At 60.5% G+C, this 26,310-nt stretch carries 20 protein-coding genes, 2 tRNA genes and 2 pseudogenes; 13 read left to right on the top strand and 11 right to left on the bottom strand.

The genetic code is table 11. The features are described 5' to 3' along the window. Positions 1-43: 43 nt before the first annotated feature. The 5 genes from murI to hemA are packed head-to-tail and all read right to left on the bottom strand — an operon-like array spanning position 44 to position 4,773. Entirely contained in the window at positions 44-835 is a 792-nt protein-coding gene (gene murI / locus ACXR0M_RS11440; RefSeq protein ID WP_458831995.1) for a glutamate racemase, read from the bottom strand. After that, positions 828-1,583 (bottom strand): molybdopterin-synthase adenylyltransferase MoeB, encoded by a 756-nt coding sequence (locus ACXR0M_RS11435; protein ID WP_458831994.1) that lies wholly within the window; start codon positions 1,581-1,583, stop codon positions 828-830. Before ACXR0M_RS11435 ends, murI begins: the two co-directional genes overlap by 8 nt. Next, on the bottom strand, positions 1,577-2,407 hold the full coding sequence (gene prmC / locus ACXR0M_RS11430; protein WP_458831993.1) for a peptide chain release factor N(5)-glutamine methyltransferase: 831 nt from the start codon (positions 2,405-2,407) through the stop codon (positions 1,577-1,579). Before prmC ends, ACXR0M_RS11435 begins: the two co-directional genes overlap by 7 nt. After that, positions 2,408-3,490, bottom strand: a complete 1,083-nt coding sequence (gene prfA / locus ACXR0M_RS11425) for a peptide chain release factor 1 (RefSeq protein WP_458831992.1) — start codon at positions 3,488-3,490, stop codon at positions 2,408-2,410. Further along, positions 3,487-4,773 carry a glutamyl-tRNA reductase gene (gene hemA / locus ACXR0M_RS11420; protein ID WP_458831991.1) on the bottom strand — a complete coding sequence of 429 codons (1,287 nt, stop codon included), beginning with the start codon at positions 4,771-4,773 and terminating at the stop codon, positions 3,487-3,489. The genes prfA and hemA overlap by 4 nt, the downstream gene beginning before the upstream one ends. Before the next feature lie 311 nt (positions 4,774-5,084). Between hemA and ACXR0M_RS11415 the strand changes: the two genes are divergently transcribed. From ACXR0M_RS11415 to ychF, 8 genes are all read left to right on the top strand, one after another. Continuing rightward, on the top strand, positions 5,085-6,809 hold the full coding sequence (locus tag ACXR0M_RS11415) for a tetratricopeptide repeat protein (RefSeq protein ID WP_458831990.1): 1,725 nt from the start codon (positions 5,085-5,087) through the stop codon (positions 6,807-6,809). Positions 6,810-6,812: 3 nt separating this feature from the next. Further along, entirely contained in the window at positions 6,813-7,430 is a 618-nt protein-coding gene (gene lolB / locus ACXR0M_RS11410) for a lipoprotein insertase outer membrane protein LolB (RefSeq protein WP_458831989.1), read from the top strand. A gap of 2 nt (positions 7,431-7,432) precedes the next feature. Beyond that, positions 7,433-8,284 carry a 4-(cytidine 5'-diphospho)-2-C-methyl-D-erythritol kinase gene (ispE, locus tag ACXR0M_RS11405; RefSeq protein WP_458831988.1) on the top strand — a complete coding sequence of 284 codons (852 nt, stop codon included), beginning with the start codon at positions 7,433-7,435 and terminating at the stop codon, positions 8,282-8,284. Positions 8,285-8,320: 36 nt separating this feature from the next. Then, positions 8,321-8,395 (top strand) — tRNA-Gln (locus ACXR0M_RS11400). Positions 8,396-8,440: 45 nt separating this feature from the next. Further along, positions 8,441-9,382: a ribose-phosphate pyrophosphokinase gene (locus ACXR0M_RS11395; protein WP_003171603.1), complete on the top strand. Its 942-nt coding sequence runs from the start codon at positions 8,441-8,443 to the stop codon at positions 9,380-9,382. Between the two features lie 141 nt (positions 9,383-9,523). Continuing rightward, positions 9,524-10,123, top strand: a complete 600-nt coding sequence (locus tag ACXR0M_RS11390; RefSeq protein ID WP_458831987.1) for a 50S ribosomal protein L25/general stress protein Ctc — start codon at positions 9,524-9,526, stop codon at positions 10,121-10,123. Positions 10,124-10,289: 166 nt separating this feature from the next. Continuing rightward, the gene (gene pth / locus ACXR0M_RS11385) at positions 10,290-10,874 is read left to right on the top strand and encodes an aminoacyl-tRNA hydrolase (RefSeq protein WP_458831986.1); all 585 of its coding nucleotides are present in this window, start codon (positions 10,290-10,292) and stop codon (positions 10,872-10,874) included. 22 nt (positions 10,875-10,896) lie between these two features. Next, entirely contained in the window at positions 10,897-11,997 is a 1,101-nt protein-coding gene (gene ychF / locus ACXR0M_RS11380) for a redox-regulated ATPase YchF (RefSeq protein ID WP_458831985.1), read from the top strand. Between the two features lie 175 nt (positions 11,998-12,172). On the opposite strand, the gene ACXR0M_RS11375 is transcribed toward ychF, so the two are convergent. Next, a complete protein-coding gene (locus tag ACXR0M_RS11375) occupies positions 12,173-13,390 on the bottom strand; it encodes an MFS transporter (RefSeq protein WP_458831984.1) in 1,218 nt (405 codons plus the stop codon). Between the two features lie 432 nt (positions 13,391-13,822). Here ACXR0M_RS11375 and ACXR0M_RS11370 point away from each other — a divergent pair, with 432 nt between their 5' ends. The 3 genes from ACXR0M_RS11370 (at position 13,823) to ACXR0M_RS11360 (ending at position 17,513) form a co-directional block, all read left to right on the top strand. Beyond that, positions 13,823-15,880 (top strand): methyl-accepting chemotaxis protein, encoded by a 2,058-nt coding sequence (locus ACXR0M_RS11370; RefSeq protein WP_458831983.1) that lies wholly within the window; start codon positions 13,823-13,825, stop codon positions 15,878-15,880. 115 nt (positions 15,881-15,995) lie between these two features. Further along, positions 15,996-16,072: transfer RNA gene (locus ACXR0M_RS11365), tRNA-Met, on the top strand. Between the two features lie 286 nt (positions 16,073-16,358). Beyond that, complete coding sequence (locus tag ACXR0M_RS11360; protein ID WP_458831982.1) at positions 16,359-17,513, top strand: Fic family protein; 1,155 nt, start codon at positions 16,359-16,361, stop codon at positions 17,511-17,513. 100 nt (positions 17,514-17,613) lie between these two features. Here the strand turns inward: ACXR0M_RS11360 and ACXR0M_RS11355 are convergent, their stop codons facing one another. After that, positions 17,614-18,714 carry a DUF2817 domain-containing protein gene (locus ACXR0M_RS11355; RefSeq protein WP_458831981.1) on the bottom strand — a complete coding sequence of 367 codons (1,101 nt, stop codon included), beginning with the start codon at positions 18,712-18,714 and terminating at the stop codon, positions 17,614-17,616. Positions 18,715-18,982: 268 nt separating this feature from the next. Here ACXR0M_RS11355 and ggt point away from each other — a divergent pair, with 268 nt between their 5' ends. Further along, entirely contained in the window at positions 18,983-20,815 is a 1,833-nt protein-coding gene (gene ggt, locus ACXR0M_RS11350) for a gamma-glutamyltransferase (RefSeq protein WP_458831980.1), read from the top strand. Positions 20,816-20,913: 98 nt separating this feature from the next. Here the strand turns inward: ggt and ACXR0M_RS11345 are convergent, their stop codons facing one another. The 4 genes and pseudogenes from ACXR0M_RS11345 to ACXR0M_RS11330 all read right to left on the bottom strand — a co-directional run bounded on the left by ACXR0M_RS11345 (position 20,914) and on the right by ACXR0M_RS11330 (position 24,486). Next, positions 20,914-21,513, bottom strand: coding sequence for a flavin reductase family protein (locus tag ACXR0M_RS11345; protein WP_458831979.1), 600 nt, complete (start codon positions 21,511-21,513; stop codon positions 20,914-20,916). A gap of 212 nt (positions 21,514-21,725) precedes the next feature. Further along, a pseudogene (locus ACXR0M_RS11340) lies at positions 21,726-22,163 on the bottom strand (methyl-accepting chemotaxis protein); the annotation flags it as partial. A gap of 150 nt (positions 22,164-22,313) precedes the next feature. Continuing rightward, positions 22,314-22,952 (bottom strand): annotated as a pseudogene (locus tag ACXR0M_RS11335) (PAS domain-containing protein); the annotation flags it as partial. Between the two features lie 220 nt (positions 22,953-23,172). Further along, complete coding sequence (locus ACXR0M_RS11330) at positions 23,173-24,486, bottom strand: MFS transporter (protein WP_458831978.1); 1,314 nt, start codon at positions 24,484-24,486, stop codon at positions 23,173-23,175. A 340-nt stretch (positions 24,487-24,826) separates the two neighbouring features. Between ACXR0M_RS11330 and ACXR0M_RS11325 the strand changes: the two genes are divergently transcribed. Continuing rightward, positions 24,827-26,245 (top strand): short-chain fatty acid transporter, encoded by a 1,419-nt coding sequence (locus tag ACXR0M_RS11325; RefSeq protein ID WP_458831977.1) that lies wholly within the window; start codon positions 24,827-24,829, stop codon positions 26,243-26,245. The last annotated feature ends 65 nt before the right edge of the window (positions 26,246-26,310 follow it).

Here is a 26,310-nt window from a genome sequence, read left to right as displayed (position 1 = left end):
TGGTCAGAAGTTCAGCTGACTTTGTAGATATTTCACATTTTTTTTACAAGTCGAATTTTTCTACATCGCCAGCGACCTGGCCCAGCAGCGGCAGGTTCCTGCGAAAGGGCTCGGGGTCAGCGCTGGTCCAGAATTTGACCGGGCGGTTCGGACCTTCGGCGAGCAGATCGCGCTCGGCCAGCAACCGTTGCAGTTGCCGCGCGACCGCCGCGCCAGTGTCGATCAGGCTGATGCTCTCGGGAATCATCGACTTGAGCAGCGGCTTGAGAAACGGATAGTGGGTGCAGCCCAGAATGATCGTGTCGCAACCGCTGGCCAGCAGCGGCTCGACATACTGCTGAAGCAACGCGCGCAACTCGGCGCTGTGCAGATCGCCGCTTTCAATCAGCTCGACCAGACCAGGGCATGGCTGAGTGATGACCCGGACATCGGTAGCGAAGCGATCAAGCAACGCGGCGAATTTGGCGCTCTGCAAGGTGCCGGTGGTGGCGAGTACGCCGACCACACCGCTGCGGGTCGCGGCAGCGGCGGGTTTGACCGCCGGCTCCATGCCCACGATCGGCCACTGCGCAAAGTCCCGGCGCAGATCGGCAACCGCGGCCACCGTGGCGGTATTGCAGGCGATCACCAACGCCTTGGCGCCCTGCTCGCGGAAAAAATTCGCCATCACGCTGCAGCGCTGGCGGATGAACTCCGGGGTTTTCTCACCGTAGGGGATATGCCCGCAATCGGCGAAATACAGCAATGACTCGTGGGGCAGCAAACGCTGGATCTCGGCCAGCACCGACAAGCCGCCGACGCCGGAATCGAACACCGCGATCGGTGCCTCACGCATGCTGCGAACCACAGACGGCGCAAGCCGGATCGCGCTTGACGCGCAACTCACGGAAGCGCGAACCCAAGGCGTCGATCAGCAGCAAGCGGCCCACCAATGGCTCACCGAAACCGACCAGCACCTTCAACGCCTCCAGCGCTTGCAGACTGCCGACCAGTCCCACCAACGGCCCGACCACCCCGGCTTCGCTGCAGGTCAGTTCGGCCTCGCTGCCATGCCCGTACAGGCAGTGGTAGCACGGACTTTCCGCGCGGCGCGGATCGAATACCGACAACTGCGCTTCCAGACGAATCGCCGCGCCGCTGACCAAGGGTTTGCGCGCCGCCACACACGCGGCGTTGACCGCTTCGCGGGTGGAGAAATTGTCGGAACAGTCGAGCACCAGATCCACCGCAGACACGGCGGCGGCCAACGAGTCTTCGTCCAGGGCCTGACGATGGGCAACCAGTTGAATCTCGGGATTGATCGCGCCCAGGCGTTTGAGCGCCGAGTCGACCTTGCTCATGCCGACGCTATCGGTGTCATGGATGATCTGGCGCTGCAGGTTGGTCAGATCGACCGTGTCGAAATCCGCCAGGTGCAGCTCGCCGACCCCGGCCGCCGCCAGGTACAGCGCCACCGGCGCGCCGAGACCACCAAGGCCGACGATCAGCACGCGGCTGCCCTTGAGCTTCAGTTGCCCATTGATGTCAATGTGTTGCAGGAGAATCTGCCGGCTGTAGCGCAGCAATTCCTGATCATTCAGCACGGCAGGCGCCCCAGGCTGATCCGTTGATGGCCGCCCAGATCGGTACGGCTGTGGACTTCTGCAAAACCGCGGGTGAGCAGCAGATCACGCACCGCTTCGGCCTGATCATAGCCGTGTTCAAGCATCAGCCAGCCATCCGCCTCAAGATGATCCGGTGCCTGGGCGACGATCAGGCGCAGATCGTCGAGCCCATCGGCACCGGCAACCAAGGCACTGGCCGGTTCGAAGCGCACATCGCCTTCGACCAGATGCGGGTCGGTCGCAGCGATGTAAGGCGGATTGCTGATGATCAGGTTGAAGCGCTGACCTTCGAGGGCGCTGAACCAGTGGCTGCTGAGTACCGTGGCATTGTTCAGGCTCAGGCGCTGACGATTGCGTTCGGCGAGGGCCACGGCTTCCAGCACGCGATCAACGGCGGTGACCTGCCACGCCGGGCGTTCGCTGGCCAGCGCCAGGGCAATCGCGCCGCTGCCGGTGCCGAGGTCGAGGACTTTGGCCGGGGTTGCTGCCAGCAACTCCAGGGCGGCCTCGACCAGCAATTCGGTGTCCGGACGCGGAATCAGGGTGTGCGGCGCCACTTCCAGATCGAGCTTCCAGAAGCCCTGCTGACCGAGAATATAGGCCACCGGTTCACCACTGCGACGGCGTTGCAGGTACTCGGTGAACACCAGCACCGCCTCGCTCGGCACAATGCGCTCGGGCCAGGTGTGCAGAAAACTGCGCGGCTTGCCCAGCGCGGCGGCGAGCAGCAACTCGGCATCCAGGCGCGCGGTGGGCGAATCCGGCAGTTCGGCGGCGCGCAACAGGCTGGCAATGATGGTCATTTATTCACCTATCGCGGCGAGTTGGTCAGCCTGATACTCGGCCAGCAACGGCTCGATCACCGCTTCAACGCCACCGGCAAGAATTTCGTCGAGCGAGTACAGCGTCAGGTTGACGCGATGGTCAGTCACCCGGCCCTGGGCGTAGTTGTAGGTGCGGATACGCTCGGAGCGATCACCCGAGCCCACGAGCAATTTGCGCTCGCTGGCAATCGCGTTGGCCGCGGCGGCGGTCTGCTGATCGTTGAGCTTGGCCGCCAGCCACGCCATGGCCCGCGCCCGGTTCTTGTGCTGGGAACGTTCTTCCTGACACTCGACCACGGTGCCGGTCGGTATGTGGGTGATGCGGATCGCCGAATCGGTGGTGTTGACGTGCTGACCACCGGCCCCGGAGGAACGGTAGGTGTCGACACGCAAATCCGCCGGATTGATCTCGATGGCCTCGCGCTCGTCCGGCTCGGGCAATACCGCCACGGTGCAGGCCGAGGTGTGGATACGGCCCTGGGATTCGGTGGCGGGGACACGCTGTACGCGGTGCGCGCCGGATTCGAATTTCAGCTTGCCGTAAACGTTGTCACCTTCAATCCGCGCGATGACTTCTTTATAGCCACCGTGTTCGCCTTCGTTTTCCGAGAGGATCTCCACACGCCAGCCACGCCGCTCGGCGTAACGCGAGTACATGCGGAACAGGTCGCCGGAGAAAATCGCCGCCTCGTCGCCACCGGTGCCGGCGCGGATTTCGAGGAACACGTTGCGCCCGTCGTTCGGATCCTTGGGCAGCAACATGCGTTGCAGATCGTCTTCCAGCGTGATCAGCAATTCCTTGGCTTCACGGACTTCTTCCACGGCCATTTCACGCATGTCCGGGTCGCTGTCCTTGAGCAGTGCCTGCGCGCCTTCAAGATCGCTTTGCACGCCGAGCAGCTTTTTGTAGGCCTGCACGACCGGCTCCAGCTCGGCATATTCCTTGGAATAGGCGCGGAATCTGGTCTGATCGGAAATGACTTCTGCGTCGCCGAGCAGCGCGGTCAGTTCTTCGAAACGGTCCTGGAGGACATCCAGCTTATTGAGCAGTGACGCTTTCATTGCGGTTTTTTATCCGAAAAACTATCCGGTGAGCCCTCGAGGGCAAAGAGTTCCTGGGCCATGGCCAGCGCATCGAGGCGGCCTTCGGCAGAAAGCTTTTTCAACTGCACGCTCGGTGCATGCAGCAGTTTGTTGGTCAGGCCGCGAGCCAGTTGGCCGAGCACGTCTTCAGCGTTGCCGCCGTTGGCCAGCATGCGCAGGGCTTTTTGCAGCTCCTCGTCACGCAGGCGTTCGCTCTGTTGACGATAGGCCTTGAGCACGTCGACCGCCGCCAGTTCGCGCAGGCGCACCATGAAATCGTCGGCGCCGACCGAGACCATCTCTTCCGCCGCCTGGGCTGCGCCCTGCCGGCTCTTGAGGTTTTCCGCGACCACTTCGTGCAGATCATCGACGCTGTAGAGGTAAACGTCGTCGAGTTCGCCGACTTCCGGCTCGATATCCCGAGGCACGGCGATATCGACCATGAAGATCGGCTTGTGCTTGCGCTGCTTCAGCGCGCTTTCGACCGCGCCCTTGCCGAGGATCGGCAACTGGCTGGCGGTCGAGCTGATCACGATATCGCTGCGCACCAGCTCCGCCGGAATGTCCGAAAGCAGCACCGCGTGCGCGCCGAACTGCTCGGCCAACAGGCTGGCGCGTTCCAGCGTACGGTTGGCAACCACGATGCGCTTGACCCCCAGTTCATGCAAATGGCGGGCGACCAGGGTGATGGTCTCGCCGGCACCGATCAGCAGCGCCTGGCTGCGTTGCAGATCGCTGAAAATCTGCTTGGCCAGGCTGACGGCAGCAAACGCCACGGATACCGGGTTTTCGCCGATGGCTGTATCGGTGCGCACCTGCTTGGCGGCATTGAACGTCGCCTGAAACAGGCGCCCCAGCAGCGGGCCGATGGTGCCGGCCTCGCGGGCCACGGCATAGGCCGATTTCATCTGGCCGAGAATCTGCGGTTCGCCCAGCACCAGCGAGTCGAGCCCGGAGGCGACACGCATCATGTGACGAACTGCCGCATCGTCTTCGTGCACATAAGCACTGGCGCGCAGCTCATCGAGGCTCAAATGGTGATAATCGGCCAGCCAGCGCAGCACGATATCGGCAGACAGCTGATCTTGCTCGATATAAAGCTCGCTGCGATTGCAGGTGGAGAGGATCGCAGCTTCGCGGCTGTCGGTGAGTCGGCAGAGCTGCTGCAAGGCCTCCACCAGCTGCTCAGGGGTAAAGGCCACGCGCTCGCGGACGTCTACTGAAGCAGTCTTGTGGTTGATACCGAGTGCAAGGAAGGCCATTCAAGGTCGCTGATGGTGACGTGAAGCCGGCAATTGTCCTACTTCGTCAGATTCAGAACAACTACCGCTGACTATTGTCCCAATGGTCGGCCACTATAATGGGCACAATTGAGCTCTTGTAGGAGCTGCCGCAGGCTGCGATCTTTTGATCTTGCTCTGGATTCGAAAAGCAGAAGCAAAGATCGCAGCCTGCGGCAGCTCCTACGGGGTCGTCAGAACTGGGGATCAGCGTAAATTGCCTGTGCGGTTATGTTTGGCCGAAGGCTTGTGTCATGATGATCCGACCGCAGGTTAGTCGTCCTTCTCTATATATGAATAGATCTTCCGCGTTGCTCCTTGCTTTTGTCTTCCTCAGCGGCTGCCAGGCCATGGCACCCGTTTCGCCGGACGGTACCCCGCCGGTCGAAGACACCACGCCCGCGCCTGAAAAGCCCAAGGTTTACAGCTCGTTCAGCGAGGAAACCGTTTTCAGTCTGTTGAGTGCCGAACTCGCCGGCCAGCGCAATCGTTTTGACATTGCCCTGGACAACTACGTGACCCAGGCCATCAACACCCAGGATCCTGGCGTTTCCGAGCGCGCGTTCCGCATTGCCGAATACCTGGGCGCCGACCAGCCTGCGCTGGACACCGCACTGATCTGGGCCAGAAATGCCCCGGATGACCTCGAAGCGCAACGCGCCGCGGCCGTGCAACTGGCCCGCGCCGGGCGTTATGACGACTCCATGGTCTACATGGAGAAAGTCCTGCAGGGCAAAGGCGACACCCATTTCGATTTCCTCGCGCTGTCGGCCGCCGACACCGATCAGGAAACCCGCAACGGCCTGATGAAAAGTTTCGACCGGCTGCTGCAACGTCACCCGAAAAACAGCCAGCTGATTTTCGGCAAGGCCTTGCTGCTGCAACAGGACGGCGACAACAAAGCCGCACTGACCCTGCTCGAAGACAACCCGCCGGAAGATGGCGAAATCGCCCCGATCCTGCTGCGCGCCCGTCTGCTGCAAGCCCTGAATCGTGGCGACGAAGCCCTGCCGCTGCTGCGTAAAAGCATCAAGCAATACCCGGACGACAAGCGCCTGCGCCTGACGTATGCGCGCACCCTGGTCGAACAGGACCGGATGGACGACGCCAAGGTCGAATTCTCCACCCTCGTTCAGCAATACCCGGAAGACGATGAACTGCGCTATTCGTTGGCGCTGGTCTGCCTGGAAGCCAAGGCCTGGGACGAGGCCAAGGGTTATCTGGAAGACCTGATCGCGCGGGAAAGCCACGTTGATTCGGCACACCTGAACCTCGGTCGCATTGCCGAAGAGCGCAACGATCCACAGGGCGCGCTGATCGAATACGCCCAAGTCGGCCCGGGCAATGACTATCTGCCAGCGCAATTGCGTCAGGCCGATATCCTGATGAACAACGGCAAAACCGCTGAAGCACAAAGCAAACTGGCGGCCGAACGCGACGCGCAACCGGATTACGCGATCCAGTTGTACCTGATCGAATCCGAAACCCTGTCGGCCAACAAACACGACGACAAGGCCTGGAAAGTCTTGCAGCAAGCCCTGCTGCAATACCCGGACGACCTGAATCTGCTTTACACCCGGGCCATGCTCGCGGAAAAACGCAATGACCTGGCGCAGATGGAAAAAGACCTGCGCCTGATCATCAAGCGTGACCCGGACAACGCCATGGCGCTTAACGCCTTGGGTTACACCCTGTCTGACCGCACGACCCGCTACGCAGAAGCACGCGACCTGATCGAACAGGCGCACCGGATCAATCCAGAAGATCCGGCGGTACTCGACAGTCTCGGCTGGGTGAATTACCGCATGGGCAATCTGGATGACGCCGAGAAATACCTGCGCCAGGCGCTCGATCGCTTCCCGGATCACGAAGTCGCCGCACACCTTGGCGAAGTCTTGTGGGCCAAGGGCAATCAGCGTGAAGCCAAGCAAATCTGGGGCAAATTCCTCAAGGATCAGCCCGACAGCACCATCCTGCGCAGCACCATCAAGCGCCTGACCGGATCCGAGACTCTCTAACTCATGTTTTTGCGCCACGTTATTGTTTTCAGCTTCATCGCCCTGCTCGCCGGTTGCGCGGGTTTCGGCGCTCGTGAATCGGTCGAGGGCCACGGCAGTCCGGCTCAATGGGCTGCCAACAAACAGCAACTGACCGGTCTCGATGGCTGGCAGATCGACGGCAAGATCGGCATCCGTGCGCCGAAAGATTCCGGCAGCGGCACACTGTTCTGGCTGCAGCGTCAGGACTACTACGACATCCGCCTGTCCGGCCCGCTGGGTCGCGGTGCGGCGCGTCTGACCGGGCGTCCGGGCAAGGTCTCGCTGGAAGTCGCCAATCAGGGCCGTTATGACGCCGAGTCGCCGGAAGCGCTGCTCGAAGAACAACTCGGCTGGAAACTGCCGGTGTCCAATCTGGCCTGGTGGGTGCGTGGTCTGCCGGCACCCAGCAGCAAAAGCCGCCTGACCCTCGATAACAACAGTCGCCTGGCCAATCTGGAACAGGACGGCTGGAAGGTCGAGTACCTCAGCTACGCCGAGCAGAACGGTTACTGGCTGCCGGAGCGGATCAAACTGCATGGCACCGATCTCGACGTGACGCTGGTGATCAAGACCTGGCAGCCGCGCAAGCTGGGGCAATAAACATGAGTGCTCCACGCCTGACGCTGCCGTCGCCGGCCAAGCTCAACCTGATGCTGCACATTCTCGGTCGCCGTGAAGACGGCTATCACGAGCTGCAGACGCTGTTTCAATTCGTCGATTACGGCGACGAAATCACCTTCGCCGTGCGCGATGACGGCGTGATTCGCCTGCACACCGAGTTCGCCGGTGTGCCGCATGACAGCAACCTGATCGTACGTGCGGCAAAAATGCTCCAGGCACAATCCGGCTGCACGCTCGGCATCGACATCTGGATCGACAAAGTCCTGCCCATGGGCGGCGGCATCGGCGGTGGCAGCTCGAATGCGGCCACGACCCTGCTCGGTCTCAATCATTTGTGGCAACTGGGCTGGGATGAAGATCGCCTGGCGGCACTGGGTCTTTCGCTCGGCGCCGATGTCCCGGTTTTCGTCCGTGGTCACGCGGCATTTGCCGAGGGCGTGGGCGAGAAATTGACCCCGGTCGACCCCGAAGAACCGTGGTATCTGGTGCTCGTGCCGCAAGTCTCTGTAAGTACGGCAGAAATTTTTTCCGATCCTTTGTTGACACGTAACACGCCGCCCATTAAAGTGCGCCCCGTTCCCGAGGGAAACAGTCGAAATGACTGCTTGCCGGTAGTTGCAAGGCGTTATCCAGAAGTACGTAACGCATTGAATTTGTTAGGTAAATTTACCGAAGCAAAACTTACCGGCACTGGAAGTTGTGTGTTTGGGGGCTTCCCAAGCAAAGCTGAAGCTGATAAAGTCTCGGCCCTTCTGACAGAGACCCTTTCAGGGTTTGTAGCAAAAGGAAGCAACGTTTCGATGTTGCATCGCAAGCTGCAAAGTCTGCTCTAAAGGAATCAGGTGCCAGGCACTTGAAGCAACAGATACAGGGGCGTCGCCAAGCGGTAAGGCAGCAGGTTTTGATCCTGCCATGCGTTGGTTCGAATCCAGCCGCCCCTGCCATTTTCTATACTCATCCAGGTTACCCTCAGCCTCTAGGTACTGCGCGTGTCCAAGATGATGGTCTTTACGGGGAACGCTAACCCCGATCTGGCTCGGCGTGTTGTACGTCAGCTGCATATCCCTCTCGGTGACATCTCTGTCGGTAAATTCTCCGACGGCGAAATTACTGCCGAGATCAATGAAAACGTTCGCGGTAAAGACGTTTTCATTATTCAGCCGACTTGCGCTCCGACCAACGATAACCTGATGGAACTGGTAGTGATGGCTGATGCCTTCCGCCGCTCCTCGGCTACTCGTATCACTGCTGTTATTCCTTATTTTGGTTATGCCCGTCAGGATCGCCGTCCGCGTTCCGCACGTGTGGCTATCAGCGCGAAAGTCGTCGCTGACATGCTTACCGTAGTCGGCATCGACCGTGTTCTCACGGTTGATCTGCATGCTGACCAGATTCAGGGCTTCTTCGATATTCCGGTAGATAACATCTACGGCTCCCCGGTTCTGGTGGATGACATTGAAGATCAGCGCTTCGAAAACCTGATGATCGTATCCCCGGACATTGGTGGCGTCGTGCGTGCACGGGCCGTTGCCAAATCCCTGGGCGTGGATCTCGGAATCATCGACAAACGCCGTGAGAAAGCCAATCACTCTGAAGTGATGCATATCATCGGTGATGTCGAAGGGCGTACCTGCATTCTGGTCGATGACATGGTCGATACCGCCGGCACTCTGTGCCATGCGGCCAAGGCCCTGAAAGAGCATGGCGCAGCCAAGGTCTTCGCCTACTGCACACACCCTGTGCTGTCGGGTCGGGCCATCGAGAATATCGAAAATTCCGTGCTGGACGAGCTGGTGGTGACCAACACCATCCCGCTGTCCGCTGCAGCACAAGCCTGTGCACGTATCCGTCAACTGGATATCGCACCGGTTGTTGCCGAAGCGGTTCGCCGCATCAGCAATGAAGAATCGATCAGCGCGATGTTCCGTTAAGGGCCCTGCCCTTCTCGAAATGTCTCGTTGACGAAAAGCGCCCCGCCCCGGCATTCCTGCCGGGGCGGGGCTTTTTTGCCCATACCGTGTTCGGCGCTGGTCGCAAACGCCACTCGGTCATGGCTATTTTGGAGATACAAAATGAACGAATTTACTCTGAATGCTGAAGTGCGTTCCGACCTGGGGAAAGGTGCGAGCCGCCGCCTGCGTCGTCTCGCCGCCCTGGTTCCAGCTGTTGTTTACGGTGGCGACAAAGCCCCTGAATCCATCAGCATGCTGGCCAAGGAAGTTGCCAAACTGCTCGAAAACGATGCTGCCTACAGCCACGTTATCGAACTGAACGTTGGCGGCACCAAGCAGAACGTCATCATCAAGGCTCTGCAACGTCACCCAGCCAAAGGCCACGTGCTGCACGCTGACTTCGTACGCGTTGTAGCCGGTCAGAAACTGACCGCTATCGTGCCAGTTCACTTCGTCGGTGAAGAAGCTCCGGTCAAGAAAGGCGGCGAGATCTCGCACGTTCTGAACGAAATCGAAGTGACCTGCCTGCCGAAAGATCTGCCTGAGTTCATCGAAGTCGACCTGTCGGCTCTGGAAATCGGCGCAATCGTTCACCTGTCCGACCTCAAAGCCCCTAAAGGCGTTGAGTTCGTTGCACTGGCTCACGGTGACGACAAAGCTGTTGCAAACGTACACGCTCCACGCGTTGCTCCAGAAGCTGAAGAAGGCGCTGCAGAGTAAATCACTCTGTATTGCCGGAGCTTGAGGAAACATCGCGGAACGAAACGTAGCGAGAAAGCGGGCGAGAACGCGGCGTTTACTCTTGAGTAAATGAAGTTTTTCGTCCACTTTCGCCGCACACACAGACGGCGATGTTATCCACAACTCCAAAGGAAGGGCCCCTATCGTGACTGCCATCAAACTGATCGTTGGCCTGGGAAATCCAGGCGCTGAATACGAACAGACCCGGCATAACGCAGGGGCCCTTTTTGTTGAGCGTATCGCCGCCGCGCAAGGTGTGAACCTGGTGGCCGATCGCAAATATTTCGGCCTGACCGGGCGCTACTCGCATCAGGGTCAGGATGTTCGTCTGCTGATTCCCACCACGTACATGAACCGCAGCGGCCAGGCCGTAGCGGCACTCGCCGGTTTCTTCCGCATCCAGCCTGAAGAAATCCTCGTGGCGCATGACGAACTCGACTTGCCTCCGGGCGTTGCCAAGCTCAAGCAGGGCGGCGGCCATGGCGGTCACAACGGGTTGCGCGACATCATCGCGCAACTGGGCAATCAGAATACGTTCTACCGCCTGCGGCTTGGCATCGGCCACCCGGGCGTCGCCAGTATGGTTTCAAATTTCGTCCTGGGTCGTGCGCCACGCGCCGAACAGGAAAAACTCGATGCCAGCATCGACTTTGCCCTCGGCGTGCTGCCGGATATCCTCGCCGGTGAATGGAACCGCGCGATGAAAAACCTGCACAGCCAGAAGGCCTGACTCTACTCCGAGGGGAAACACCATGGGATTCAATTGCGGCATCGTCGGCCTGCCTAACGTCGGCAAGTCCACCCTGTTCAACGCTTTGACCAAATCCGGTATCGCGGCCGAGAACTTCCCCTTCTGCACCATCGAGCCGAACAGCGGCATCGTGCCGATGCCGGACCCGCGTCTGGACGCTCTGGCGGCCATCGTCAACCCGAAGCGCATCCTGCCAACCACCATGGAATTCGTCGACATCGCAGGCCTGGTGGCCGGCGCCTCGAAAGGTGAAGGTCTGGGCAACAAGTTCCTGGCCAACATCCGTGAAACCGACGCCATCGCTCACGTGGTGCGCTGCTTCGAAGACGAAAACGTGATCCACGTTTCCAACAGCGTCGACCCGAAGCGCGACATCGAGATCATCGATCTGGAACTGATCTTCGCCGACCTCGACAGCTGCGAGAAGCAACTGCAGAAAGTCGCGCGCAACGCCAAGGGTGGTGACAAGGAAGCGGTGGCGCAGAAGGCGCTGCTGGAGCAACTGATCGCCCACTTCACCGAAGGCAAGCCAGCGCGCAGCCTGATGAAGAACATGAGCGCCGACGAAAAGGCGATCATCAAGGGCTTCCATCTGCTGACTACCAAGCCGGTCATGTACATCGCCAACGTCGCTGAAGACGGTTTCGAGAACAACCCGCACCTGGACGTGGTCAAGGCCATCGCCGAAGAAGAAGGCGCGATGGTGGTCCCGGTCTGCAACAAGATCGAAGCGGAAATCGCCGAGCTCGACGACGGCGAAGAGAAGGACATGTTCCTCGAGGCCCTGGGCCTGGAAGAGCCTGGCCTGAACCGCGTGATCCGCGCCGGCTACGAAATGCTCAACCTGCAGACCTACTTCACCGCCGGTGTCGAAGAAGTCCGCGCCTGGACCGTCAAGGTCGGTGCCACCGCACCCCAAGCGGCCGGCGTGATCCACACCGACTTCGAGAAAGGCTTCATCCGCGCCGAAGTCATCGCCTACAACGACTTCATCCAGTACAAGGGCGAAGCCGGTACCAAGGAAGCCGGTAAGTGGCGCCTGGAAGGCAAGGATTACATCGTTAAAGACGGCGACGTGATGCACTTCCGCTTCAACGTGTAAGCGACACGCCCAAGAAAAAGCCGCGTTTGATACGCGGCTTTTTTGTGCCTGCGATTTATGCCTGAACGCGATTCCCTTGTGGGAGCGGGCTTGCTCGCGAAGGCGTCGTGTCAGCCAGTACATAGGTAGCTGATACACCGCCTTCGCGAGCAAGCCCGCTCCCACAGGGGTGGAGTCAGGCCTTCTTGGTGCGCGGCAGGAAAATCGCCAGCACCCCGAACAACGGCAGGAACGAACACAGGAAATACACATACTCAATCCCGTGCACATCCGCCAGGTGCCCGAGCAGCGCCGCACCAATCCCGCCGAAACCGAACATCAAACCGAAGAACACCCCGGCAATCATCCCGACATTGCCCGGCACCAGCTCCTGCGCATAAACCACAATCGCCGAGAACGCCGAGGCGAGGATGAAGCCGATCACCACGCTGAGGACGGTGGTCCAGAACAGATCGACATGAGGCATCAACAGCGTGAACGGCGCCACGCCGAGGATCGAGAACCAGATCACTGCCTTGCGCCCGATCTTGTCGCCAATCGGCCCGCCGAAGAACGTCCCCGCCGCCACCGCGCCTAGGAACAGGAACAGGTGCAACTGCGAACTGGCCACCGACAGGTCGAACTTCTCGATCAGGTAGAACGTGAAGTAACTGGTGAGGCTGGCCATGTAGAAATACTTGGAGAACACCAGCAACCCGAGCACCACCAGTGCGCTGATCACCCTGCCCTTCGACAGTCCGTGCGTCGCGGCCTGACCGGCCTTGAGCTTGAACAGGTTGAGGTGATGCGCGTACCAGCGGCTGATGCGGTACAGGACGAACAGCGCGAAAACCGCAAACAGCCCGAACCACGCCACATTGCCCTGCCCGAATGGAATGATGATCGCCGCCGCCAGCAACGGACCAAACGCCGAGCCGGCGTTACCGCCGACCTGGAAGGTCGATTGCGCCAGGCCGAAGCGTCCGCCCGAGGCCAGCCGTGCAATGCGTGACGCCTCGGGATGAAAGGTCGAGGAACCGATACCAATCAGCGCCGCCGCCAGCAGAATCAGGGGAAAACTGCCGACCACCGACATCATTACGATGCCGACCAACGTGCAAATCGAACCGGCCGGTAACAGCCACGGCTTGGGATGGCGATCCGTGTGATAACCGACCCACGGTTGCAACAGCGATGCAGTCAACTGGAAGGTCAAGGTGATCAGGCCGACCTGGGTAAAACTCAAACCGTAGTTGGCCTTGAGCATCGGATAGATCGACGGCAGCACCGACTGAATCAGGTCATTGATCAAATGCGCCAGCGCCACGGCGCCGATGATACGCATCACCAGTGGGCTGCTTTGTGGAGCAGCGGATGCCGAAGCAGCGGCGGTCTGAGGGTTGCTGATAGCCATGGAAATTCCGGACAGCAGATGGGTGCACGAAGGCAGGTGCGCCAATGTGCCATTTTTCGGTGCGCCAGCGCCATCCCCTTAGCCAGCTAACTAACTGACCGATCCCAACTGTAGGAGCTGCCGAAGGCTGCGATCTTTTGATCTGGCTTTTAAAAACAAAATCAAAAGATCGCAGCCTGCGGCAGCTCCTACACCGGGCGTGGAACATCTGCATGACTGATAGCGCAACGCCATGGTCTGAATCTTGCCTTGCTTCTCCCCTCGAACGCGGCGGCCTTACAAAGGCCACCGAGAATGGGAAGTTTCGCTACAGAGCCGGCCTACAGAGCGGGCGAGAGTGAACTTTCGAGGCCTTTTAGCAGGGCACAACGTCCCGGTTGCACGACCGCGATGCACGCCATTGGTGCGTGGTGTCCAGAGGAGTCATGAGGCATGCAGGCTTTCCTGTCACCGGGGATCAAATTGCTCGGGCGGTTTGGATTCGCGCGTAAATTCCAGCTGTTGTTTCTGTTGTTCATTCTGCCGTTGGCCGGCAGCCTGTTGATGATCGGCCAGGACTACCGCGACAAGCTCAACCTGATTTCCGGCGAACGGGCCGGTGTGCGCCAATTGCTCAGCCTCGATGCGCTGGACAACCTGCTCGCCGCCCAGCGTGACCGCGCCGCGCGCTGGCGCGCCACCGAAACCAATCGCCAGCCAACCCCGGCCACCCTCGCCGCCATGGCCGCGTTCGACGCCGTGCAACCGGCGCTCGTGCAAGCTACCAGCGATCTGGGTAACGCCTTGACCAAAGAAGGCGCCGAAGGCGAAACCCTCGCCCGCTATCAAGCGCTGCAGACCGCACTCGGTGGCCTGGATTCGAAAAGCCTCAGCGGCGTCGGTTGGTGGCCGGACGGTTACGACCGCTTCACCAACGCCCTGACTGCCCTGCAGGCGTTGCGCGAGCAGATTGTCATGGACAACCGCCTGACCCTCGCCCCTTGGCTGGAAACCTATTTGCTGACCCAGATCTCCACCCAGCACGCACCGGACCTGATCGAGCGCGTCGGCCGCCTCGCCGCCGTCGGTCAGGCTTCGGTGGTCTCGGGTCAGTTCACCCTGCAGAGCCGCCTGCAACTGCGCGACTTGCGCAGCCGCATCGGCGATGCCCGCGAGCAACTGGTGAAAACCGCCGGCCTGCTCGAAGCCCGTTTGCCGAGCGATCTGCAAAGCTGGGCCGGCCAGTACCACGACAGCCTCAAGCGTCTTGATGCCGGCCTGAAAGTGCTGGATGACGGCGTGTTCGGCGGCAGCATCACGCTCAAACCTGAAGACTTCGAACGCAGCCTCGATGCACTGCTCGCTGATCTCGCTTCGCTGCGCCAGCAATCACTGCTGTCGCTGGATCAGCGTCTGGATGCGTATCACGCCTCGGCGATTCGCCAATTCATCGTGGTCGCCGCGGTGTTCGGCTGCTTGCTGCTGGCGGCGCTGTATCTGTTCGTCTGCCTGCAAGCCTCGATCCGCCGCAGCGCCAGCGGCATCACCCTGCTCGCCGAAGCCCTGCGCGATGGCAACCTGAGCCTGCAAGTGCCGGTGGCCGGGCGCGATGAGCTGGCAGCGATCAGCAATGCGCTCAACGTCGCGGTGGTGCAACTGCGCACCAGCATGCTCGGCGTCGATCACGAAACCTCGCAACTGAGCCACGCCGTACGCAGCCTCAACGACCACTCCAGCGGCGCGCTCAGCGAAGTCGAAGCGCAGCAATTGCAGATCAGCCAGATCGCCGCTGCCGCGACGCAACTGGCCGCGACCTCGCAAGGCGTCGCGCAGAGTTGCGAACAGGCCTCCGGCAGCGCCCAGCAGACCCGGCGCATCGCCGCTGACAGCAGCCGCGACAGCCAGCGCACCACGGCGAGCATCCAGCAGCTCAATCAACGCCTGAACGAGACCGCCGCAGCACTCGGGCGCGTCAGCGAGCAAGGCCAGCAGATTCAACTGGTGGTCGACACCATTCGCGGCGTGGCCGAGCAGACCAACCTGTTGGCGCTCAACGCCGCGATCGAAGCGGCACGCGCCGGCGAACAAGGTCGCGGGTTTGCCGTGGTCGCCGATGAAGTGCGCAGCCTGTCGCAACGCACCCAGTCGTCAACCGCGCAGATTGCCGGCACGGTCGACAGCCTGCGCGCTACGGTCAACGAGGCGGTGAGCCTGATGGAAGCGGCGTGTGGTCAGGCGCAGACCGATGCCCAAGCCGTTACCGGTCTGGGCGAGCGCTTGGGCGAGATCGCCACGGCGGTGCAAAGCGTCACCGATACCCTGGCGCAGATCGCCACGGCGGTCGAGGAACAGGCGAGCACCGCCGATGAGGTCAGCGGCAACATCCAGCAGGTCGATCAGGCGGCTGTGCGTCTGCTTGAAGGCGCACGGGCGGTGAACCTGGCGGCGGACACGTTGAGCCAGGGCAGCCAGGCCTTGAGCGCGAATACGGCAAGATTTCAGCTGCGTTAACGCCCCGCCCGACGCGGATTTTCCGCGCCGGGAGATAAGCGGTTGAAAATAAGAAGAAATATTTTAAATTTACGCTTGACGCTTTTCCATTTCAGGGGAATAATGCGCGCCACTTGGCTACATAGCTCAGTTGGTTAGAGCATAGCATTCATAATGCTGGGGTCCGGGGTTCAAGTCCCTGTGTAGCCACCAAGTACTAAAAACGGCTTACCGAAAGGTAGGCCGTTTTTTTATGCCTGCAATAATCCCCGCCTCCGGTAACCCCCCTGCCAAAAGTCAATCTCCAGCCCCTTCGATTGGCTCGTAGCCCCTTGTCAGTCAGACTTTCTTACAGTTTACGTTCCGGTTTTTTTCACATAAGCAAATATCAAATTCAAGATAATGCTAACCTCACGATCATGCTTTAAGCCAATAAATCCGGCAAAACCCGACAGAAAATTCAAGATAATAGAAAACGTTACTTGAGATAATCATTATTATGGCCGAGTTCTTCCATCACGATCTGACGCTGCTCAACCCTTCTTTTGACTCTGAGCTGGTGGATGTCTTGAGCGAACTGGAGCACCTGCGTCGTCTGAGGCTCGAAGGCGATACACCTGCACAGGTGTTCCACCAACTCAAGTCCTTATTCCATGCATTGGAAAGCCTCGGCTCTGCGCGCATTGAGGGCAACCATACAACCCTGGCGGACTACATTGAGAGCAAAGTGGAAGGAAAGGCCCACGAAACTGACCAGCTTCGTGAGGTAGCCAACATTGAGGATGCGATGGATTACATCGAGCAGATCATGACGCCGGGCGCAGAACTGACCGAGCGTACGATCCGTGAGTTACACGCGATGACCGTCAACAACCTCCAGCGCGAGGGCGACAAAACACCAGGCGCTTACCGCAGCGGTGGCGTGCGGATTTCACAATCCGATCATCTGCCGCCCGACTTCATCCAGATTCAGGCATACATGGAGGAACTCGTCGAATTCGTTAACCGCAAGGACCCCCCCAAATATGACTTGATGAAGGTCGCGCTGGCGCACCACAGATTTGGCTGGATACACCCGTTCGGTAACGGCAACGGCCGCGTGGTCAGACTGCTCACTTATGCGTTACTGATGAAATATGGTTTCAACGTAAATACGGGCGGTCGCATCTTGAATCCTACGGCCGTGTTCTGCAACGACCGAGAACGCTATTACTCAATGCTCGCAACAGCTGACAAGGGAACAAAGGAAGGGTTGGAGCAATGGTGTACGTATGTCTTGCAAGGCATTCGCGATGAGCTTGAAAAGGTCGACCGTCTTACCAATTATTCTTATCTCACCAAGTGCATTCTCGTCCCCGCTATCGCCTTTGCCCGGGATAGAGAATGGATCACCGAGACAGAGGAGCTGGTGCTCTCTGCGGCAATTAAACTGAAGATAGTGAAATCTGCAGATGTGGCAGCCGTACTCCCCAAACATTCGAGTAATCAACGCAGCTACTTGATCAAAAAACTGGTGGATCAGGGAATGCTCTTACCGCTTACCTCTGGAGCGAGGCAGTACACGATTGGATTTTCCAACAACTATCTGATTCGGGGGGTCATCAAGTCGCTCAGAGAGCAAGGCTTCATTCCCGCTCCTTTGGAAAATCCCTGAGTGCCCCTCTACCACCGGCATTATTCGAATTCTGCTGAACCAGACACCTACCGGTTTGAGCAGCGGACTATGGGATACTCACCCGAATGATCATCTGGTTTCAGCCTGCCAACGCCATCAGACCTTTCGCCCAAATCTGCCGAGTCCGTAACCCCACCATTGCCCGCCAGTCCGGATCCGCCGGATAAAACTGCTCCAGCAGCTGCAACTTGATCGCCCGCCCCTGCGCACCAAGCGGATCACCATGCAGATGCAACCAATGGTCATCGCGTAAATGCCGATGCACCTGCGGCCCCGGATAGGTGCCGCACTCGATCACGAACGGCATCAGTCGCACGCCCGGCAAAGCATCAAGCAGCGCCTGCGAGGTGTACCCGGTAGCGGTTGCAGCGACACCGGTTTCGCTCAAGGTATAGGCGCCGGTGTGCAACGTGTAAAGCCACGGGCCATAAATCGCCTGAGCTTGCGCGAGTGCCGGGTAAGGCGCCTGGGTGATGGTCAGCAACATCGGGTGGCCGTACTCGCCGGCGCCGGTGTGCAGGTCGAAGCACATCACGGTTTCAGCGCCCGCCAGATGTTCATCGATGATCTGCTGCAGCGTGCGATTCGACCAGCTCGGCGCGCGGCCGCCGTAGAACAGACCGTCGGGATGACTGTGCTGGCCGCCCTCGACAATCGACATCACCGCCGGCCAGCCGTGTTCAGCAATCTTTGCATTGAGCAAAGCGTCCGCCCGCGCACGCTCCTGGCCCTGCAAATCAGTGCAGGCGTAAATCTCGTGCAAGGCTGCGTAGGCGCGGTTGTCTGGCAAAGGCCCGGTGAAATCCAGGTGATTGCGGTTGAGGTCGATGTTGTCTTCGTTGACCCGCCGCAGCCACGCGGTGCCCCACGGATTGATCAGATGCACCATCACCACGGCGACATCCTCAGGCAACGAACCGGGCACGAAGCGCTTCAACCAGTCGATCTGGCAATCGGAACCGTAATAGCCCTCGACTCCGTGCGTGCCGCTGAGTGCCACCAGCCGCCTTTTGGCCAGCGGATTACCGAGCACGGCGACGTCGGTACTCAGTGGTTCGCCAAAGGGGCCGCAGCGTGGATGCGCGTAGGAGGTGAGCGACGCTCCGACGGCGTGGGCGGCGATCAGGAATTGTTCGCGTTGATCGCGGTAACTGGACGCGGTGGGAAACTCGCTGTGCATGTCGGCCTCTTGTGATTTTTATGGCTTGTAAGTGTAGGAGTGAGCCTGCTCGCGATGACGCCATACCATTCAATATCAATACTGACTGATCCACCGCCATCGCGAGCAGGCTCGCTCCTACAGGGGATCGTGTGCGGTCAATCGACTGAGGTTGACCCTAGCGAATATCCGTCCTGAAAAGAAAGACAAAAATGCGCACCGGTTTGCGTCGCGACCGACCGGTCGATACAGTCCGTCAGACCTTCACCCCACGGACGGAGAGCACCACGTGTTTCCAGCCCAGCCCCTGAGCCGCTTTCGCCTGCCGGCCCTGACCCTGATCGTCAGCGCCCTGACCCTCACCGCGTGCAACGCCCCGCCCTCCTCGACCTTGCCGCTGGCACCGGAAGCCGCCTCCGGCTATCGCACCGATCTGCAGACCCGTCACGCCAGCAAGCACATGGCCGCTGCGGCTAACCCACTGGCGGCCGAGGCCGGGCGCGAGATGCTGCGCAAGGGCGGCTCGGCGATCGACGCGGCGATTGCCATGCAAGCGGTGCTGACCCTGGTCGAGCCGCAATCGTCCGGGATCGGTGGTGGCGCGATGATCGTGCTGTGGGATGGCAAACAGGTGCGCACCTACGACGGTCGCGAAACCGCCCCGGCCGGCGCCACCGAAAAGCTTTTCCTGCAGGCCGACGGTAAACCGATGCCGTTCCCGCAAGCACAGATCGGCGGGCGTTCGGTCGGTACGCCGGGGGTGTTGCGTGCACTGGAAATGGCGCATAAGCAACACGGTCGGCTGCCATGGGCCACGCTGTTCGAACCGGCGATCAAACTCGCCGAGCAGGGCTTTGCGATTTCTCCGCGCCTGCATTCGCTGCTGGAGTCCGACCCGGTGATCCGTAAATCACCAGCCATGGCCGCGTACTTCCTCAACCGCGACGGCAGCGTCAAAGCCGTGGGCACGCGTCTGCAGAATCCGGCACTGGCCGCCGTGCTCAAGCGCATCGCCAACGAAGGTGCGGACGCGCTGTACACCGGACCGATCGCCGAAGAAATCGTCGCCAAGGTGCAGGGCCACGCCAACCCCGGCAGCCTGTCATTGAAAGATTTGCAAGGTTACCAGGCCAAAGAGCGCGCACCGCTGTGCACCGATTACAAACGCTGGCAGGTCTGCGGCATGCCGCCACCGTCGTCGGGAGGGATCGCCGTGGCGCAGATCCTCGGCACCCTGCAAGCCCTGGAAACCCGCGATCCGCGCCTGTCGCTGACACCGCTCAAACCGCTGAAAACCACTAAACCGGCGGGTATCGAACCCGATCCGCAAGCCGTGCACCTGATCGCCGAAGCCGAACGCCTGGCCTACGCCGACCGCGCGCAATACGTTGCCGACACCGACTTCGTGCCGGTCCCGGTCAAAGGCTTGGTAGACCCGGGCTACCTGGCCAGCCGCGCCAGCCTGATCGGCGAACGCAGCATGGGCAGCGCCAAACCGGGTACCCCGCCGGGCGTGCAAGTCGCCTATGCGCCGGATCGCTCGCCGCTGCGCATCTCCACCTCGCAAGTCGTCGCGGTGGATGACCTCGGCGGCGCGGTGTCGATGACCACCACCATCGAAGCGGCGTTCGGCTCGCACCTGATGGTCCAGGGTTTTCTGCTCAACAATCAGCTGACCGACTTCTCGTTCATCGCCGAAGAGAACGGGCAGAAAGTCGCCAACCGCGTCGAACCCGGCAAACGCCCACGCTCGTCGATGGCGCCGACCCTGATCTTCGATCGCAACAGCGGCGAATTCCTCGCCAGTGTCGGCTCGCCTGGCGGCTCGCAGATCATCGAGTACGTGGCCAAGACCACCGTCGGCCTGCTCGACTGGAACCTCGACTCGCAAAACGCCATCAGCCTGCCCAACTTCGGCAGCCGCAACGGCCCGACCGAACTGGAACAAGGCCAGTTCAGCCCGGCACTGATTCAGGTGCTGAAAGACAAAGGGCATGTGGTGAATGAAATCGACATGACCAGCGGCACCCAGGCCATCGTGCGGGTCAAGGATGCGCAGGGTAAGGCGTCGTTGGAAGGTGGCGCGGATCCGCGGCGTGAAGGGGAAGCGTTGGGGGATTGAGATTACGACGCAAAAAGAAAAGGCTTACCGCGAGGTAAGCCTTTTCTTTTTGCAGCGGGTTTAGCCCGAGAGATCGCAGCTTTTCCATCAGGCGAAACTCACAGCGCCAGAGTTTTACCGTCCAGTGCATCGCCAATGGCCAGGAAATGCCCGCCGGCCACGTGGTGCAGCGTGCGCAAGCCGTCGTGCCCGTCGAAATGCCAACGCCCTTCACTGAATACACGCGCATCGGCTTGGGCAGCAATGACTTCGGCAAGGAACAGGTCGTACTGCTGGTGGTTGTGCGGTTCGGGCAACAGGCGGCATTCGAGCCAGGCGACGCAGCCTTCGAGCAGCGGCGCAGCGACTTGCTCAGCGGCAAAGGTCTGCAGGGCGTACGCCTGAAATTTGTCCTGGCCGTGGTTTTGGCTGATTTCCAGCCCCGAGGTGTTGCCGACGGTTTGCACGATGTCGGCCTGATTGACGCACGGCACATTGAGCACAAAAGTGCCGGAGGCTTCGAGCAACTGCCGGGTCCAGGTGGACTTGTCGAGGACCACCGCGACTTTCGGCGGCTCGAAGTCCAATGGCATCGCCCACGCGGCGGCCATGATGTTGCGCTGACCGTCATGCGCGGCGCTGACCAGCACGGTCGGTCCGTGGTTGAGCAGGCGGTAGGCTTTGTTCAGGGGCACCGGGCGGCGGTGGGAAACGCTCATGGGGATCTGCTCCGGGGAAAAAGGAACAGATTGTAGCGCCAGCACTGAAAGATCTGCCGCCGAAAACCTGTAGGAGCTGCGGAACGCTGCGATCTTTTGATCTTGATCTTGATTTTGATTTTGATTTTGATTTTTCAATTCAAAGCGAAAGCAAAAGCAAAAGATCGCAGCCTCGTTGCACTCGACAGCTCCTACAGGGGCCGGCGTGCAGGTCAGTTGGAAAGCTGGTTGGCGAACTGGCCGACCGCGTCCACCACTTTCTGCGCGCCATCCTGAATCTCGACGATCACCGTGCCCGCTTCCGCCGCGAGCGCCAGGCCTTGTTCGGCCTGCAGTTTGCCGTCAGTCATCAGGGCTACGGCGTTGCGCGCCATTTCCTGGTTCTGCCGCACCACGGTGACGATTTCTTCGGTCGCCTGACTGGTGCGCGAAGCCAGTTGGCGCACTTCGTCGGCCACTACCGCAAAACCTCGGCCCTGCTCGCCGGCACGGGCCGCTTCGATGGCCGCGTTGAGCGCCAGCAGGTTGGTTTGCTCGGCAATGCCGCTGATGGTCTTGACGATGGTGCCAATCACCTGCGACTGCTCGTTCAGTGCCTCGATGCCCTCGCCGGCGGCCTGCATGTGGCGCGACAGATCACGCATCACATTCACCGCCTCAGTCACCACCGTGGTGCCGCGCTGGGCGGTGCTGTCGGTTTGCTGCGAGGTGCTGTACGCGATGCTGGCCGCGTCAGCAACGGCCTGCTCGCGATTGACCTGATCGGTAATGACGGTGGCGAACTTCACCACTTTGTACAGTCTGTTGTTGGCATCGAGCACCGGGTTGTAGGACGCTTCCAGCCAGACCACACGGCCGTGGCTGTCGACCCGCTTGAAGCGCGCGGCGACAAACTCGCCATTGTTCAGGCGACGCCAGAAATTCTGATACTCGGCGCTGTTGTACTCCTCCGGCGTGCAGAAGATCCGGTGATGTTTGCCCTTGATCTGCGCCAGGCTGTAACCCATGCCGTTGAGAAAGCGCTCGTTGGCGTTGAGCACGTTGCCATTGAGGTCGAACTCGATCACCGCAGTCGAACGCACCAGCGCGCCGATCAGGTTCTCGTGTTCACGGGAAGCCTCGATGGTGCGGGTCAGGTCACTGGAGAAAATCGAGAAATGCTTGATCCGCCCGTCCGAGGAGCGCACCGGCTGCACGATCGAGCGCAGCCACGCCTCTTCGCCGTTACCGCGCAGCAGGCGCACGGCCCCGGCGAAATGTTCGCCACGGGTCAATGCAGTCTTGAAACGGTGGTGAAAATCGTCAGCCTTCACATGCGCCGGAACGATGTCTTCAATGGCGCGGCCGATCAGATCCTGGCTCTTGTAGAGCATCTCGCCGAGAAAGTTGTGATTGACCGACTGAATCCGTCCGTCGGGCTCCAAGGTCAGCACCAGCATCTCGCTTTCCAGGCTTTCCTTCACTTGCAGCAGGCTGGAAAGTTCTTCTCGAAGGGTGGCCAGCTCTTGCTTCAGGCGTTTGTTGAACATGGGAAAGTACCGATGGGCAGGGTGGAAAGCGGGATACAACCCTAACCATCGGCCTTGGAAAACTTTTCTGAATAGCGATTACGACTGGTCGGTCGAAAATAATCCTGACTGACTATTCGTCCTGCAGCCGTCAGGAACAGGGCGCCACCGAACGGCGCCCGACGCCGGGCATGCGCACACCGAAGTACGCCGCACTGAGCATCCCGACCACACCCATCACCGCGCAGAACATCACGCAGATCCATGGGCTCCACGGCATCAGACCAATCAGCAACAGCGGTGTGATACTCGCCCATGCGGCGTAGGCGATGTTGTAGGTGAAGGAAATGCCTGACACACGGATACGCGCCGGGAACAATCCGACCATCACCGACGGCACCGCGCCGACCACACCGCAGCCCAGGCCGGCGATGGCATACGCTAACCCGACCCAGTTGCCGCCGCTGATCAGGCAGCTGTAAAGCACGCCGATGCCCAAAGGCAGCAGCAGGCTGTAGAGCATGACCGTGCGCCATGCGCCGAGACGATCCACCAGCAGCCCGGCGATCACGCAGCCGATGTTGAGGAAGACGATGCCCAAGGCGCTGAGGGCGAAGGTGTGGCTGGCGCTCATGCCGAAGGTTTTCTGCATCATGGTCGGGGTGATCACCACGAACACCACCACCGCCGAGGTCAGCACACAGGTCAGCAGCATCGCCGGCAACATCGCCAGACGATGCTCGCGCAGCACGGTGCGCAGCGGCAGTTCGACCCGCGCCTCACGCTGCGCTTCCATGGCCATGAACACCGGGGTTTCGCTCAACCAGCGACGCAGATAGACGCCGATCACACCGAACACACCACCGAGCAGAAACGGATAGCGCCAAGCGTAATCGAGGATTTCCGCCGGGCTGAAGACTTGCGCCAGAAACGTCGCAGTCAATGCGCCGATCAAGTACCCGAAAGTCAGCCCGGCCTGCAAGAAGCCCAAGGCATAACCGCGATGGGCGCTGGGCGCGTGCTCGGCAACGAACACCCAGGCGCTCGGCACTTCCCCGCCGACCGCTGCGCCCTGAAGGATGCGCAGCGCCAGCAACAGCAGCGGTGCGAAGTAACCGATCTGCGCGTAGGTCGGCATGATCCCGATCAGCAGGCACGGCATCGCCATCATCAGGATACTCAGACTGAAGACCTTTTTACGGCCCAGGCGATCGGCGAAATGCGCCATCAGGATCCCGCCCAGCGGCCGTGCCAGATAGCCCGTCACGAAAATCCCGAAGCTTTGCAGCAGCCGCAGCCACTCGGGCATTTCCGGCGGGAAGAACAACTGGCTGAGGGTCAGGGCGAAGAACACGAAGATGATGAAATCGTAGATCTCCAGCGCCCCACCGAGGGCCGCAAGGCCGAGGGTCTTGTAGTCGGAACGGCTGAACGGCGCCGGTCGGGCTGTGGATTGGGCAGTCATGGCAAAGAACTCTGGCAGGCAAAAAACCAAGGCGCTCATGGTCTACGCAAATCCGCCCGGGGACAACCCGTTAGACCATAGTCCCGGTTTTGCAAAACCTGCTCACAAAGCAGCGGCAGTTGATTTACTGTTAAGGCCTGTCCGGCGGGTAGCTCCTTTCTCTGACCACCGAGGGAATACCTGTGGGAGCGGGCTTGCTCGCGAAGAGGCCGGCACATCCAGAATCGATGTTGACTGACCTGCCGCCTTCGCGAGCAAGCCCGCTCCCACAGTAGGGTGCGTTGTGAGAAATCGGGCAACTCGCGGACCACAATAACCATAAAAATCCGAGGTACTCCCTGTGGCCGTTGATATCGAAGATAGCCGCTCCGCGCGCTTTGCCTTGCGCTGTTCAAGCTTTGCCGAACGCTGGTTCCCCGATTCCTGGGTGTTCGCCGCGTTGGCCGTGATCATTGTCGCGTTGGCCACCCTGGCCATGGGCGCCAAACCCACCGATGCCGCGATGGCATTCGGTGACGGGTTCTGGAGCCTGATTCCGTTCACCATGCAAATGGCCTTCGTGGTGATTGGCGGGTACGTGGTCGCCAGCTCGCCGCCAGCGGTCAAACTGATCGACAAACTGGCGCGCATTCCGAAAAACGGCCGCTCAGCCGTGGCCTGGGTCGCACTGATCTCGATGGTCGCCTCGCTGTTGAACTGGGGTCTGTCGCTGGTGTTCGGCGGTTTGCTGGTGCGTGCCCTCGCCCGCCGCACCGATCTGAAAATGGATTATCGCGCTGCCGGTGCTGCGGCTTATCTGGGTCTTGGCGCGGTGTGGGCCTTGGGCTTGTCGTCGTCGGCCGCGCAGTTGCAGGCCAACCCGGCCAGTCTGCCGCCGTCGATCTTGTCGATCACCGGGGTGATTCCGTTCACCCAGACCATTTTCCTCTGGCAGTCGGGGGCCATGTTGCTGGCGCTGATCGTGGTTTCGATCATCGTCGCCTACGCCACCGCGCCCGGCCCGAACTCCGCGCGCGACGCCAAGGACTGCGGGATCGACCCGGCCTTCAATCTGCCGCCGCTGCAACCGCGCACCCGGCCGGGTGAGTGGCTGGAACACAGTCCGCTGCTGATCATTCTGCTGGTGCTGTTGGCGGCGGGATGGCTGTTCCACGAGTTCTCGAGCAAACCGGCGATTACCGCGATTTCCGGGCTCAACACCTATAACTTCCTGTTCATCATGCTCGGCGCCCTGCTGCACTGGCGCCCGCGCAGCTTCCTCGATGCGGTGGCCCGGGCGGTGCCGACCACCACCGGCGTGCTGATCCAGTTCCCGCTGTACGGCTCGATTGCTGCGCTGCTGACCACGGTCAAAGGCGCCGATGCGCAAACCCTGGCGCATCACATCTCGACCTTCTTCGTCAGCATCGCGTCCCACGACACCTACGCGCTGTTGATGGGCGTGTACTCGGCGATTCTCGGCTTCTTTATCCCGTCCGGCGGCGGCAAGTGGATCATCGAAGCGCCATACGTGATGCAGGTCGCCAACGATCTGCAGTACCACCTCGGCTGGGCGGTGCAGATCTACAACGCCGCCGAAGCGCTGCCGAATCTGATCAACCCGTTCTACATGCTGCCGCTGCTGGGCGTGCTGGGGTTGAAGGCGCGGGATCTGATCGGTTTTTCGTTTGTGCAGTTGCTGGTGCACACGCCGCTGGTGCTGCTGTTGTTGTGGGCACTGGGGACAACGTTGGCGTATACGCCGCCGGCCATTCCTTGAGTCAAACGGAGAGACTTCCGACAACGTTCAGATCCTCTTCTTACGAACACCGCTGCCCAGTCCCA

The sequence above is a fragment of the Pseudomonas sp. Eth.TT006 genome (assembly GCF_054456575.1).
This window is presented reverse-complemented; position numbering and strand designations above follow the sequence as displayed.